The organism is Actinokineospora guangxiensis (genome assembly GCF_042657845.1).
Taxonomy (GTDB): domain Bacteria; phylum Actinomycetota; class Actinomycetes; order Mycobacteriales; family Pseudonocardiaceae; genus Actinokineospora; species Actinokineospora guangxiensis.
The window spans coordinates 61,717-74,500 of sequence record NZ_JBHSKF010000019.1 but is presented as its reverse complement, the minus strand read 5'-3'; the positions used below and the strand labels follow the sequence as shown (position 1 = coordinate 74,500).

At 73.5% G+C, this 12,784-nt stretch carries 14 protein-coding genes; 3 read left to right on the top strand and 11 right to left on the bottom strand.

Features of this window, described 5'->3' with window-relative positions; translation table 11 throughout:
• Positions 1–4 precede the first annotated feature (4 nt).
• Together ACFPM7_RS27855 and ACFPM7_RS27850 are read right to left on the bottom strand one after the other, a co-directional pair.
• Positions 5–1,423 (bottom strand): FAD-binding protein, encoded by a 1,419-nt coding sequence (locus ACFPM7_RS27855; protein WP_378250778.1) that lies wholly within the window; start codon positions 1,421–1,423, stop codon positions 5–7.
• A 53-nt stretch (positions 1,424–1,476) separates the two neighbouring features.
• Complete coding sequence (locus ACFPM7_RS27850; protein WP_378250777.1) at positions 1,477–2,400, bottom strand: GNAT family N-acetyltransferase; 924 nt, start codon at positions 2,398–2,400, stop codon at positions 1,477–1,479.
• A 151-nt stretch (positions 2,401–2,551) separates the two neighbouring features.
• Here ACFPM7_RS27850 and ACFPM7_RS27845 point away from each other — a divergent pair, with 151 nt between their 5' ends.
• Positions 2,552–2,950: a hypothetical protein gene (locus ACFPM7_RS27845; protein ID WP_378250776.1), complete on the top strand. Its 399-nt coding sequence runs from the start codon at positions 2,552–2,554 to the stop codon at positions 2,948–2,950.
• Here the strand turns inward: ACFPM7_RS27845 and smc are convergent.
• The 4 genes from smc to ACFPM7_RS27825 all read right to left on the bottom strand — a co-directional run bounded on the left by smc (position 2,947) and on the right by ACFPM7_RS27825 (position 8,209).
• Positions 2,947–6,615 (bottom strand): chromosome segregation protein SMC, encoded by a 3,669-nt coding sequence (gene smc, locus ACFPM7_RS27840; RefSeq protein WP_378250775.1) that lies wholly within the window; start codon positions 6,613–6,615, stop codon positions 2,947–2,949. The genes ACFPM7_RS27845 and smc overlap by 4 nt on opposite strands.
• Positions 6,616–6,705: 90 nt before the next feature.
• Entirely contained in the window at positions 6,706–7,341 is a 636-nt protein-coding gene (locus ACFPM7_RS27835; protein ID WP_378250774.1) for an anti-sigma factor family protein, read from the bottom strand.
• Complete coding sequence (locus ACFPM7_RS27830) at positions 7,338–7,859, bottom strand: sigma-70 family RNA polymerase sigma factor (RefSeq protein WP_465251846.1); 522 nt, start codon at positions 7,857–7,859, stop codon at positions 7,338–7,340. The genes ACFPM7_RS27835 and ACFPM7_RS27830 overlap by 4 nt, the downstream gene beginning before the upstream one ends.
• 59 nt (positions 7,860–7,918) lie before the next feature.
• Complete coding sequence (locus tag ACFPM7_RS27825) at positions 7,919–8,209, bottom strand: acylphosphatase (RefSeq protein ID WP_378250773.1); 291 nt, start codon at positions 8,207–8,209, stop codon at positions 7,919–7,921.
• Between the two features lie 124 nt (positions 8,210–8,333).
• On the opposite strand from ACFPM7_RS27825, the gene ACFPM7_RS27820 reads away from it, so the two are divergent.
• Positions 8,334–8,843 carry a hypothetical protein gene (locus ACFPM7_RS27820; protein ID WP_378250772.1) on the top strand — a complete coding sequence of 170 codons (510 nt, stop codon included), beginning with the start codon at positions 8,334–8,336 and terminating at the stop codon, positions 8,841–8,843.
• Between the two features lie 92 nt (positions 8,844–8,935).
• On the top strand, positions 8,936–9,625 hold the full coding sequence (locus tag ACFPM7_RS27815) for a CAP domain-containing protein (protein ID WP_378250771.1): 690 nt from the start codon (positions 8,936–8,938) through the stop codon (positions 9,623–9,625).
• Here the strand turns inward: ACFPM7_RS27815 and ACFPM7_RS27810 are convergent.
• From ACFPM7_RS27810 to ACFPM7_RS27790, 5 genes are read right to left on the bottom strand one after another with little or no spacing between them, the layout of a single operon-like run.
• Positions 9,622–10,302 carry a response regulator gene (locus ACFPM7_RS27810; protein WP_378250770.1) on the bottom strand — a complete coding sequence of 227 codons (681 nt, stop codon included), beginning with the start codon at positions 10,300–10,302 and terminating at the stop codon, positions 9,622–9,624. The two genes, ACFPM7_RS27815 and ACFPM7_RS27810, sit on opposite strands and share 4 nt — an antisense overlap.
• A gap of 29 nt (positions 10,303–10,331) precedes the next feature.
• Positions 10,332–11,195, bottom strand: coding sequence for a bifunctional DNA-formamidopyrimidine glycosylase/DNA-(apurinic or apyrimidinic site) lyase (mutM, locus tag ACFPM7_RS27805; RefSeq protein WP_378250769.1), 864 nt, complete (start codon positions 11,193–11,195; stop codon positions 10,332–10,334).
• Complete coding sequence (gene rnc, locus ACFPM7_RS27800) at positions 11,179–11,925, bottom strand: ribonuclease III (RefSeq protein WP_378250768.1); 747 nt, start codon at positions 11,923–11,925, stop codon at positions 11,179–11,181. Before rnc ends, mutM begins: the two co-directional genes overlap by 17 nt.
• Before the next feature lie 3 nt (positions 11,926–11,928).
• On the bottom strand, positions 11,929–12,111 hold the full coding sequence (rpmF, locus tag ACFPM7_RS27795; RefSeq protein ID WP_378250767.1) for a 50S ribosomal protein L32: 183 nt from the start codon (positions 12,109–12,111) through the stop codon (positions 11,929–11,931).
• Between the two features lie 46 nt (positions 12,112–12,157).
• Entirely contained in the window at positions 12,158–12,736 is a 579-nt protein-coding gene (locus tag ACFPM7_RS27790) for a YceD family protein (protein WP_378250766.1), read from the bottom strand.
• Between the last annotated feature and the right edge of the window lie 48 nt (positions 12,737–12,784).

Here is a 12,784-nt window from a genome sequence, read left to right as displayed (position 1 = left end):
TAGGTCACCGGAAGATCCCCTGGCCCGGGGTCAGGATGCGGCGGGGGTCGTAGGTCGCCTTGTCCAGCACCGCCTGCGGGTAGCGGGCGCCGTAGTGGCGGGCCCAGTCGCCGGGTTCGGCCGGGATGGAGCCGATGGGGTACTGGGTGGCGCCGATGGCCAGGGACTTCTCGTACATGGCGCGGTTGTCGGCGAGCAGGGTGCGGACGAGGGCGTCGTCCTGGGGGACAGAGCGCAGGATGGAGAGGAGGAAGACCACGTCGCTGTTCGGCACCCGGAGCATGGGGGCGCTCACGCGCTTGCGGGGGAACGGGTACAGCAGGATGGGGCCGCCGCCGACTTCGGTGGGGGTGAGGTCGGCCAGGACCGAGGCGACGAAGCGGTCGGTGGCGCGGTCGGGCAGGAACAGGTTGATCCACGGGTTGGGCAGCTTGAGCGGGCGGATCGCATCGACCAGGTCGGTGACGCGGTTGAGCCAGGCGCGCAGCGGCAGGTCGGCGATCTCGACCTGGCCCGTGGGGAGACCGGCCAGCATCGCGGTGTCGTCCGGCGGGGTGTCGTAGTAGGCGACGGCTTCGAGGATGTGCGCCCAGCCGCCGTCGACCGGGGCGAGCTGACCCTCCACATAGGAGAATCGGCCGTCGCGGATCAGGGTGCGCTGGGCGGCGGTCAGGTCGCTCAGGCGGGTGTAGGTCACCTTGTAGACGCGCGCCGACGCGGGCGCGGGCACCAGGTCGAGCCAGGCGCGGGTGATCAGGCCGTACTGGCCGAGCCCGGCGAGGACGGCGGCGAAGAGCCGGTCGCCGCGGCGGCAGCGGACCAGCTCGCCGGTGCCGGTGACGACCTCCAGCTGCCGGACGGTGTCCACCTGGAGACCGTGGTGCTGGCTGGCCCCGCCGATCCCGCCGACCGACAGCGTCCCGCCCACCGACAGCCCGACGTAGTCGGTCATGACCGGCGGGGTCAACCCGTGCGGCAGCGCGGCGTCGATGAGCGCGCCCCACGTCGCGCCCGCCTCGACCACGGCGGTGCGGCCGGAGACGGTGATGGCCGACAGCGGGCGGGAATCGATGACCACGCCCGCCGTCTGCGCCTGCCCGAACGTCGAGTGGCCCTGCCCGCGCACGGCGACGGCGATGCGGTGGCGGTGGGCGAAGCCGACGAGCACCGCGATGTCGCGCACCGAGCCGGGCAGCAGCACCGCGCGCGGGGTCCGGTGGGCGATCTGGCCGTAGTCCTCGGCGGCCTCGGCCAGCGCGGCCGGGTCGGTGACCAGCTCGCCGTCGAGGTCGGGGACGCGGAGGTCGCCCGGAGCGGCGTGGGCGCTCCAGCGCATCCCGATCGGGTCGAAGGCCACAACGGCCACCGCCCCGGCCGCCAGGAACCGACGCCTGCCCATGCCCATGCGGACACCCCTCACCACGCAGCGATCCCCAGGACGGATCACCCTATCGGGTGATCTTCCGGGTGGGCCGGTCAGGCCGTTCCCTTCCGCCGGTAGCCGACGAGTTCCAGGTGCAGCGCGAAGCCGAGCGCGGTGAACATCCGCTCGGAGGCGTCGTTGCCGAGCATGATGACCGCCGCCGCGCGCTCGTGCGGCCCGTGCTGGGCGGCCAACTCGCGCAGCAGCCCGCGCACCACCGCCCGGCCCGCCCCGGCCGAGCGCATGCCCGGCACGACGGCGACGTAGTCCACATAGAACTCCCCCGGCTGCGGGAAGCCCGCCGCGTAGCCGATGAGCCCGTCCGCGCCGGTCAGCACCACGACGGTGTGCCCCCGGTCGCCGTCGACCAGCTGGCGGCCCGTGGCCGTGCGGCTGGGGAAGGCGCGCTCGTGCAGGTCGATGACCTCCGCGCGCGCCGGGTCCTCCCGGGTGAGCACGCGCGGCTCCTCACCCCCGGCCTCGCGGATCAGCAGGGAACGCAGCGCGGACCCCGACAGGGTGAACACGCGGCTCATGTCGCCGCCCGCGAAGCCGTGCCGGGCGGCGAAATCGGCGAGCAGGCTGTGTTTGCGGTGGCCGTAGAGCTCCAGGTCGGCGAAACCTCTCAGGCGCGGCAGCCCGGTCACCGCGTCGAGCAGGTCGTCGGCGGTGCGGTGCCAGACCTGGCGCGGCACGGGGTGATCGGCGGGAAGCTCCACGTAGGGGCCGAGCAGCCACACCCGGCCCACCTCGGCGTCGGCGTCGGCGCTCAGAACGGCCACGATCTCACCCGAGTCGCCCACGCCCACCACGGCGCCACCGGCCCAGTCGGGCTTGATCCCGCCCAGTTCGTCCACCACGTCCTCGATCGTCACCCCGTGGTAGCCGATGTGCCGGGTCGGGTCGGCCTGCTGGCGCAGGATGAGGTCGACGACCGCGTCCCGGTCGCCTTCCGAAGCGGGTCGGATCGCGTACATGGGGTGAATCGTGCGCCGCCGCGCCCGGGGAAGCGAGCGGTTTACCCGTCACGCTATTCCGCTTGCGGGCGATCAGGTTCATACTTGCCGCACTTACGTCCCATCCGGACGGTGAAGTCTGGCATCGGCCCAGTTCAGAGAGGTCTCCGCAATGGCAAGTTTCGACCCCAAGCGCGTCACGCCGATCGAGTGGGCGGGCATCGGCGCCGGTGTCGCGGCGTTCCTGTTCAGCTTCTTCCCGTGGCTCTCGGCGGGCTTCGCGTTTCTCTCGTTCTCGGCGTGGAGCTCGGGCTTCCTCGCCTGGGGCGCGGTGCTGATGCTGGTGGGCGCGGGCGCGGCCGTCTTCCTGCCGCACGTGGGCGTCGAGGTGAAGAACCGCACCATGCTGTGGCTGGGCCTGGCGGGCGCCGCCACCCTGCTCGTCCTGCTGCGCCTGATCACCAGCGAGGGCTTCGCCGCCATCGGCCTGTTCCTGGGCCTCATCGCCGCCCTGGTCTCCACCGCCGCGGCCTTCCTGTCCTTCCAGGCCGCCAAGCGCTCCGTCGCCTAGGTCGGGGTCTGGTCGCCGGTCTCGGTCGCACCCGCTTCAGGAGCGGGTGTGACCGCCGGTGCGGTGGGCTCCTCGACCTGGGCGTCCCGGCGCTGCTGCAGGCGCTGGGAGATGACCTGGGTGATGCCGTCGCCGCGCATCGAGACGCCGTAGAGGGCGTCGGCGATCTCCATGGTCGGCTTCTGGTGGGTGATGATGATCAGCTGGCTGCTGGAGCGCAGCTGCTCCAGCAGGCCGATGAGGCGGCGCATGTTGGTGTCGTCCAGGGCGGCCTCGACCTCGTCCATCACGTAGAACGGCGAGGGTCGCGCGCGGAAGATGGCGACCAGCATGGCCACCGCGACCAGGGACTTCTCCCCGCCGGAGAGCAGTGACAGGCGCTTGACCTTCTTGCCGGGCGGACGCGCCTCGACGTCCACGCCGGTGGTCAGCATGTCGTCGGGCTCGGTCAGGATCATGCGGCCCTCGCCGCCGGGGAAGAGCACGTCGAAGACCGTGATGAACTCGCGGGCCACGTCCTCGTAGGCGGTGGTGAAGACCTCCAGGATCTTCTCGTCCACCTCCTTGACCACGACGAGCAGGTCGCGGCGGGTGTCCTTGAGGTCTTCGAGCTGGGTGGAGAGAAACTTGTAGCGCTCCTCCAGCGCGGCGAACTCCTCCAGCGCCAGCGGGTTCACCTTGCCCAGGGTCGTCATGTCGCGCTCGGCGCGCTTGGCTCGGCGGGCCTGGGTGTCGCGGTCGTAGGGCAGCGGCGGGGGCGCGGTGACGTCCTCGCCACGCTCCTTGGCCGCCTCGTACTCGGCCAGCTCGGCCGGGGTGGGCGGGACGGGCTGGTCGGGGCCGTACTCGGCGACCAGGTCGGCCAGGCCGATGCCGAAGGTCTCGGCGATGCGGGTCTCCAGCTGCTCCAGCCGCAGCCGCTGCTCGGCGCGCAGCACCTCGTCGCGGTGCACGGCGTCGGTCAGCTTCTCCAGCTCGACGGACAGCTCGCGCACCTTCGCGCGGACCTCGGTCAGCACGCGCTCGCGGTCGGCGCGGCGGGACTGGACCTCGTCGCGCTCCTCGGCGGCGCGGGCCAGCGACAGCGCGATGCGCTCCAGCGCCAGCTCGCCGCCGTCCACCACGGCCTGGGCGATGGTCGCGCCGCGCTTGCGGGAGGCCATCGCGCGGGCGGCGCGCTCGCGCGCCTCCCGCTCGGCGCGGGCGGCGCGGCGCAGCCCGTCGGCCTTGCCCTGCAGCGCGCGGTGGCGCTCCTCGGCGGTGCGCAGCGACAGCCGCGTCTCCATCTCCTCCTGGCGGGCCGAGGCCAGGGCGTCGGAGCACTCGTCGCGCTCGCTGGAGTCCGGCTCGTCGTCGACCGGCTGCTCCTGCACGACGGCGAGGCGCTCCTCGAGGTCGGAGAGCGTGACCAGGGCCTCCTCGCGGGCGTGCTCGACCTTGGCGCGCTGCTGCTCGGCCCGGTCGACCTCGGCCTGGGCAGACCGCTCGGCCTGGCGCAGCCGGTTGAGGCGCTCGGCCGAGCGCGCCGCGCGCACCTTCGCCTCGCCCATCTCGTCCTTGACCGCGGCCACCTCGGCGCGCCGCGCCTGCTGCTCGGCCCGCGCGCCTGCCAGCGCGGCGGAGGCCGACTCGACCGCGCGCTCGGCGGCGGCCAGGTTGACCTGCGCCTCGTCCACGGCGGCCTGCACCTCGATGACGCTGCGCGCCTTCTCCGAGCCGCCGATCGCCCAGTGCGCGCCGAGGACATCGCCGTCGGTGGTCACCGCGCGCACCTCGGGGTGGGCGAGCACGAGGTCCTGGGCGGCGCGCAGCGTCTCGACCACGGCCATGCGCTCCAGCGCCTGGTGCACGGCGGGGGCCAGCGCGTCCGGGGCGTGCACCAGGTCGGCCGCCCAGCGCGCGCCGGGGGGCAACGCGGGCCAGCCCGCGCGGTCCCGCGTCCCGGCCGACCCGCCGACGAGCAGCCCGGCGCGTCCGGCGTCGCCCGCGCGCAGCATCTCCAGCGCGGCGACCGCGCCGTAGGGGTCGCGCACGGCGACCGCGTCGGCGATCGGGCCGAGAGCCGCGGCCAGCGCGGCCTCGGCGCCCGGTTCGACGGTCAGCACCGCGGCGACCGAGCCCAGCAGGCCGGGCAGCCGGTCGGCGGCGGCCAGCAGCGCGCCCGCGCCGTCCTTGCGGGACAGGCCCAGCGACAGCGCGTCGACCCTGGCCTTCCACGAGGCGATGTCCTTCTCCGCGGTGCGCTCGGCCCGGACCAGCTCCTCGACGCGCTCGCGTGCGGCGGTGTCGGCCTCGGTGGCCTGCGCCAGCCGAGCGCGCAGCTCGGCGTCGTCGCCCTCCTCGACCCCGGTCTCCTCCTGAGCCTCGGCCAGCTCCTCGGCGGCCACCTCGGCGCGCCCGCGGGCCTCGCCGAGGGACACCGAGAGCCGCTCGATCTCCTCGGCGGTGGCGTTGGTCTTGCTGCGCAGCGCCTCGACCTGCCCGGCGAGCCTGGCCAGGCCCTCGCGGCGGTCGGCGATGGCCCGCACGGCGGCGATGTGCGCCTTCTCCGCGGCCTGCACCATGCGCTCCAGCTCGGCGCGCTTCTCCGTCGACTCGGCCAGCGCGTAGCGGGCCTCGGTGACGGCCTCGGCCAGCTCGGCCTCGCGCTGGGCGGTGTGCTCGGCCTCGGCCTCCATCTCGTCGGGGTCGCGCCCGCCGCGCGGGGCCTCCACCGACGCCGACAGGTGCCGGGCCCGCTCGACGGCGAGGCGGACGGTGCCGCGCAGCCGCTCCTCCAGCGCCGAGAGCCGGTACCAGGTCTCCTGCGCCTGGGCGAGCAGCGGCGCGTCGGTGGCCAGGTCCTCCTCCAGCTCGCTCTGGCGGGCCTGGCAGATCTCCAGCGCCTGCTCGACCTCGGCGCGCTTGCGCCGGGCGGTGGCCTCGTCGGCCTCGTCGCGGGCGATGTCGGCGCGCTGGGTGACCAGGTCGTCGGCGTGCAGGCGCAGCCGCGCGTCGCGCAGCTCGGACTGGATGAGCTGGGCGCGGCGGGCCACCTCGGCCTGCTTGCCCAGCGGCTTGAGCTGGCGGCGCAGCTCGGCGGTGAGGTCGGTGAGCCGGGTGAGGTTGGCCTGCATCGCGTCGAGCTTGCGCAGCGCCTTTTCCTTGCGCTTGCGGTGCTTGAGGACGCCCGCGGCCTCCTCGATGAACCCGCGGCGCTCGTCGGGCTTGGACTCCAGGATCGCGCTGAGCTGGCCTTGCCCGACGATGACGTGCATCTCCCGGCCGATGCCGGAGTCCGACAGCAGTTCCTGCACGTCCAGCAGCCTGCACGAGCTGCCGTTGATCTCGTACTCGCTGGCCCCGTCGCGGAACATGCGGCGGGTGATGGAGACCTCGGTGTAGTCGATCGGCAGGGCGCCGTCGGTGTTGTCGATGGTCAGCGTCACCTCGGCGCGGCCCAGCGGGGCGCGGCCGGAGGTGCCCGCGAAGATGACGTCCTCCATCTTGCCGCCGCGCAGGCCCTTGGCGCTGCCCTCGCCCATCACCCAGCGCAGCGCGTCGAGGACGTTGGACTTGCCGGAGCCGTTGGGGCCGACGACGCAGGTGATGCCCGGCTCGAAGCGCAGTGTCGTCGCCGAGGCGAAGGACTTGAAGCCCTTCAGCGTCAGGCTCTTCAGGTGCACTGGGCGAGTCCTGTCCGTGCGGGTGCGATCGGGCGAGCGTACCCGCGCGTGGTGAAGCGCCCGGGGAGGTGGCCCGCGTGGCGGTATCGCCTAGTCGGGGGGTGTGATGTCGATCACCACGTTCTCGCCGCTGATGACCTCCACCCTGGCGATCGAGGTCAGGTCGAAGGACGTGCTGCCCGGGATCTGCTCCTCGGCGGTCACCCCGGCGGCCCACCAGCCCGCGGTCTCCCGGCTGCCGTCGCGGGCGCGCACCACCAGCTTGCACGGCTTGCCCGGGGGCACGTCGCGCATGCGGATGTTCAGCTCGGTGCCCCACGGGCGCTCGGTCAGCGCGACGTCGGCGCGGATGCCGCTGGCCGGATCGTGCGCCGACCAGGTCACCACCGTCGGCCCGGACGGCGCGAACACCGTCACCGCCGCGATGCCCGCCAGCGCCAGGACCAGCACCACGGCCGCGGCGGCGATCAGCGGGGCGCGCGACGGCCTGGGCCGCAGGGGCGCGACCCGCGGCACCGGCTCGGTGGCGGGCTCGGCCTCGGCGCCGGGCTCGGCGAAGTCCTCCTCCTGGATGCGCTGGAGCAGGCCGGGCAGCGGCGCCATGCGCAGCAGCTCGGCCTCGCATACCGGGCAGCCCGCCAGGTGCGCCTCGTACACCGCCCGCTCGGTCGGGTCGAGGGCGCCGAGCAGGTAGGCGCCGATGTTGGTGATCATGGGGCAGCTCACGGCTCGGTCACCCCCCGTTCCTCCAGCGCGTCGCGCAGGGCGCGCAGGGCGTAGAACGACCTGGACTTCACCGTGCCCGGCGGGATGCCGAGCACGGCGGCGGCTTCGGAGACGGTGCGCCGCCGGTAGAACAGCTCCACGATCACCGTCCGGTGATCGCGCGAGAGGCAGCGCATGGCCTCGGCGATCTGCCAGCCCTGCAGCACCCGGTCGAACTCGTCGGGGTGCTCGGCGCGCAGCGCGTCGGAGCCCTCCATCGGGATCTCCGTCGCGCGGGCGCTCTGCCTGCGGTACCCGGAGATCACCAGGTTCTTGGCCACGGTGTAGAGCCACGGCCCGGCGTGTTCGGGGTGCAGCGCGTCGGCGTTGCGCCACGCCCGCAGCAAGGTCTCCTGCACGATGTCCTCCGCGCGCTGGTGGTCACCGCCCACGGCACGCATGGCGTACGCCAGCAGCGGCCGCCGGTAGCGGCGGTACAGCTCGCGGACCAGATCGTCGTCGGCTGCGGGGGGTCCCACGCGCGGTTCTACGCCGCCGCCCCGGCCCCGGTTCAGGCGCCTGCCGAATATGCCGCGGGTCACCTTTCGCGGAATCCGGGGACGTCACCCTTGGCCTCGGCCCACTGCTCCACCACGCCGTCGACGCGGCCGGGGGCCTGCCCCGACGTCAGCGCGGCCAGCAGCCGGGCGCAGCCGTCCCTCGACCCCTCGGCGACGACCTCGACGCGGCCGTCGTCGGTGTTGCGGGCCCAGCCGACGAGCCCGATCTCCAGCGCCCGCGACCGCGTCCACCAGCGGAAACCCACACCCTGGACCTGGCCTCGGACAAAAGCCGTCAAGCGGACGGCGGACTCGTGCTCGGTGCTCACCCGCCCATCGTGCCTTAGCGGAGCGTGATAACGGGTGACACCCGAACGGAGTAGGACAGGTCGGGTGATACGGTCCCGCGCCGAGACGGGCCGCACCCCGGCCCGGGGATGGGAGTCCACCTGCATGTCCGAGCCTGACGCCCGGAACGCCGAGTACGACGCCCCGCCCGCTTCCGACCGCCGCATGCGCCACGCGCCTTACGCCGTGCTCGGCGTCGCGGGCGTCGTCATCTCGACCGTGTTCGCCGCCGTGGCCGCCTTCGCCACCGGCGAGGACACCGCGGGCGAGCAGCAGCAGCCCCAGATCACCCCCGGCGGCACCACCCAGGTGACCACGACCCTGACCCCGGGCGAGACCTCCGCGACGACCACCGAGGCCACTTCGTCGTCCACGACGACGACCAGCACGACCACGACGACCACCACCACCACGACGACCACGGACCCGGTCGCTCCCCCGGTGAACCCACCCGGCGGCGGTGGGACCTCGAACCCGACGACGACCACCACGAAGCGCACGACCACCACCCGGCCGACCACGACGCGCACCACCACGACGACCCGGCCGACCACGACCACCACCACGACCACCCAGCCCGAGCCGACTGAGCCCACCGAGCCCAGCGAGCCGTAGCGCGGGGCCGCGAGCCAGGCCGTAAGCGGAGTGTGAAGTCAGGGGTACCCACCCCGATGGCGTTACACCCGATGGTGGTACGTTGCCGAACCGTGACCAGACGACGCGCGCGGTTAGTCCCCGCGGTGCTCGTCGCCCTGGCAGTGGGCGCGGGCACCGCAGGAGTGACCACCCTCGTGGCCGCACCCGCGGTGCAGGACGGGACCCCCGATCCCGTCGCGCTCAACCTCACCCGGACGACGGTCACCTCCCCGCCCTCCCCCCAGCCCCCCACCACGTCGGCGACGACCACCACCAAGGTCCCGCCGACGACCACGACCACCACCTCCAAGCCGAAGCCGACGACCACCACGTCGACGCCCAAGCCCACCACCACGACCGCCAAGCCGGCGCCGAAGCCGCCGTCCGGTGACGGCTCGGCCGACGACGCGGTGCTCGCCATCGTCAACGCCGAGCGCGGCCAGGCGGGCTGCGCCCCGGTCACCCTCGACGCGCGCCTCACCGAGGCGGGCCAGAAGCACAGCGAGGACATGTCGGCCAACGACTACTTCTCGCACACCAGCCAGGACGGCCGCTCGTTCGTCGACCGCGCGAAGGCCGAGGGCTACGCCAGTCCCGGAGCGGAGAACATCGCCGCGGGCCAGCGCAGCCCCGAACAGGTCATGCAGGCGTGGATGAACTCCTCGGGCCACCGGGCGAACATCCTCAACTGCGACCTCAAGAAGATGGGCCTGGGCCTGGCGACCGAGGGCTACTACTGGACCCAGGTCTTCGGTTACTAGGCCTCGAAGCGGTAGCCCATGCCCGCCTCGGTGATCAGGTGCGCGGGTCGGGACGGCACGCGCTCCAGCTTGCGGCGCAGCTGCGCCATGTACACGCGCAGATAGTGGGTCTCGGTCGCGTAGTTCGGGCCCCACACCTCGCGCAGCACCTGCTTCTGGGCGACCAGCCTGCCCCGGTTGCGCACGAGGATCTCCAGGATGCCCCACTCGGTGGGCGTCAGGTGGACCTCCGCGCCGTCGCGGTGGACCTTCTTCGCGGCCAGGTCCACGGTGAACGCCTCGGCCTCCACGACGGCGGGTCCGCCGGCGGCGGGCCCGGCGGCCCGGCGCACCGCGGCGCGCAGGCGGGCGAGGAACTCGTCCATCCCGAACGGCTTGGTGACGTAGTCGTCGGCGCCCGCGTCCAGGGCGGTCACCTTGTCGGCGCTGTCGACGCGGGCCGAGAGCACCAGGATCGGCACCGAGGACCAGCCGCGGATGCCCGCGATCACGTCGGCGCCGTCCATGTCGGGCAGCCCGAGGTCGAGGACGACCACGTCGGGATGGGCCTCGGCCGCCGCGCGCAGGGCGGCGGCGCCGTCGGCGGCGGTGACGACGTCGTAGCCGCGCGCGCCGAGGTTGATGCGCAGCGCGCGGGCGATCTGCGGCTCGTCGTCGACAACCAGCACCTTGGTCACACGGCCACTATGCCCGCACCCGGCGCGGGCTACGGCTTGAGGCGGGGCCGGGGCTGGCAGCGCGGGCAGGAGAAGGACGAGCGGTTCATGAAGGGCTCGCGGCGGATCGGCGACGAGCAGCGCCTGCACGGCTCGCCCTCGCGGCCGTAGGCGGCCAGGGACCGGTCGAAGTAGCCGGACTGGCCGTTGACGTTGACGTAGAGCGCGTCGAAGGACGTGCCGCCTTCCCGCAGCGCCTCGTCCATCACCTCGGTCGCCGCGCCGATGAGCCGGGCCACCACCGGCCGGGTCAGGCGGTCGGTCGGGCGGGCCCAGTGCAGCGAGCACCGCCACAGCGCCTCGTCGGCGTAGATGTTGCCGATGCCGGAGACCACGGTCTGGTCCAGCAGCGCCCGCTTGACCTCGGTGCGCCTGCGCCGCAGCGCCGCGACGGCCTCGTCCAGGGAGAAGGCGGGGTCCATCGGGTCGCGGGCGATGTGGGCGACCGGGACCGGCAGCGGCACGCCGTCGACCTCGGCCAGGTCCTCCACCGACAGCCCGCCGAAGGTCCGCTGGTCGACGAAGCGCAGCTCGGTGCCGCCGTCGGCGAAGGAGAACCGCACCCGCAGGTGCTTCTCCGCGGGCGCGGCCGGGTCGCTGACCAGCATCTGCCCGCTCATCCCCAGGTGGGCCAGGATCGCCTCGCCCGAGCTCATCTCCACCCACAGGTACTTGCCGCGCCTGCGCGCGGCGACCATGGTGTGGCCGATCAGCCTGCCGATGAAGTCGAAGGCGCCCGGCACGTGCCTGCGGATGGCGCGGGGGTGCAGGACCTCCACGCCCGCCACGACGCGGCCCGCGACGTGGCCCGACAGGCCGCGCCGGACGACCTCGACCTCAGGGAGTTCCGGCATCGTCGGTCGGTGGAGGCGTCTCGGAGATCTCGCGCCACGCGGCCTGCGCGGCCTTCTGCTCGGCTTCCTTCTTGGTGCGGCCGTCGCCGTTGCCGTAGCTCTGGCCGTTGACCACGACCGTGGCGGTGAACTCCTTGCGGTGGTCGGGGCCCTCTTCGCGCACCTTGTACTCGGGCACGCCGAGGCCGCGGGCGGCCGTCAGCTCCTGCAGGCTGGTCTTCCAGTCCAGGCCCGCGCCGAGCAGCGGCGCCTCGGCCAGCAGCGGGTCGAAGTGCTTGTGCACGACGTCCCTGGCGACCTCGATGCCGTGGCTGAGGAACACCGCGCCGATGATCGCCTCCATGCCGTCGGCGAGGATCGACGCCTTGTCCCGGCCGCCGGTCAGCTCCTCGCCCTTGCCGAGGAGCAGGTGCGCCCCCAGGCCGCCCTCGCCCAGCGAGCGCGCCACCCCGGCGAGGGCGTGCATGTTGACGACGCTGGCCCGCAGCTTGGCGAGCTGGCCCTCGGGCAGGTCGGGGTGCGTGCGGTACAGGTGGTCGGTGACGACCAGGCCCAGGACGGCGTCACCGAGGAACTCCAGGCGCTCGTTCGGCGGCAGGCCGCCGTTCTCGTAGGCGTAGGAGCGGTGCGTCAGGGCAAGCCGCAGCAGCTCGGCGTCGAGCACGACGCCGAGCGCGGCGAGCAGTTCTTGCGGGTCCCCCGCGGGTCCGCGGGCAGGCTTCGCCCCCACGGCTTACGCGGGTTGGGTGACCTGACGACCGTCGTACTGACCGCACGTCGGGCAGGCGATGTGCTGCGGCTTCGGCGCCTTGCACGCCCGGTTGCTGCACGGCACCAGGTGCACCGCGGTGGTCTTCCACTGCGAGCGGCGGGAGCGGGTGTTGGAACGCGACATCTTCCGCTTGGGGACGGCCACGACTGCATCTCCTCTGACGTGCTACAACCTGAAGCTTTCGGATGGGCTAGTGGCCCTGATCCCGCGGGAACCGCTCCTGGAGCGCCGCCCACCGAGGATCTATGGTCTCATGCGCGTGATCGGGCCCGAGTTCGGCCCACTTGCCGCCGCAGTCCGGGCACAGCCCGGCGCACTCGGGCGTGCACAGCGGCGCCGACGGCACCGCGATCACCACCGCGTCGCGGACCACCGGGGCCAGGTCGATCAGGTCGTCGACCAGGCGCGGGATCTCGTCGACGTCGGTGGTCTCGTCGGTGGCGCTGTCCGGGTAGGCGTACAGCTCGGTGATCTCGACGTCGACCTCGTCGGCGATCGGGTCCAGGCAGCGCGAGCACTCGCCCACCAGCCCGCCGCGGGCGGTGCCGGAGACCAGCACCCCCTCCACGACCGACTCCATCAGCAGGTCCAGCTCGACCGGCGCGCCGGTCGGGATCGCGATGACGCCTTCCAGGCCGATGTCGTGCGTGGCGGGCGCCGAGCGCTGGACGGGTCGGCTGGAGCCCGGCCTGCGGCCCAGGTCGCGGGTGTCGATCACCCAGGGACTGGACACCGCGGGGCGGTTGTGGCTCTTGCGCTTCTCGGACATGGCGGGGCGGCGTCGGCTTTCGGGCTCGGGACAGGGCCGGATACGGCC

What these genes read in the sequence shown, in the direction of transcription:
- ACFPM7_RS27850 (WP_378250777.1), bottom strand. Translation starts at nt 2,400, where the DNA reads ATGTACGCGATCCGACCCGCTTCGGAAGGCGACCGGGACGCGGTCGTC.
- ACFPM7_RS27820 (WP_378250772.1), top strand. Translation starts at nt 8,334, where the DNA reads ATGTCCGAGCCTGACGCCCGGAACGCCGAGTACGACGCCCCGCCCGCT.
- mutM (WP_378250769.1), bottom strand. Translation starts at nt 11,195, where the DNA reads ATGCCGGAACTCCCTGAGGTCGAGGTCGTCCGGCGCGGCCTGTCGGGC.
- ACFPM7_RS27790 (WP_378250766.1), bottom strand. Translation starts at nt 12,736, where the DNA reads ATGTCCGAGAAGCGCAAGAGCCACAACCGCCCCGCGGTGTCCAGTCCC.
- ACFPM7_RS27845 (WP_378250776.1), top strand. Translation starts at nt 2,552, where the DNA reads ATGGCAAGTTTCGACCCCAAGCGCGTCACGCCGATCGAGTGGGCGGGC.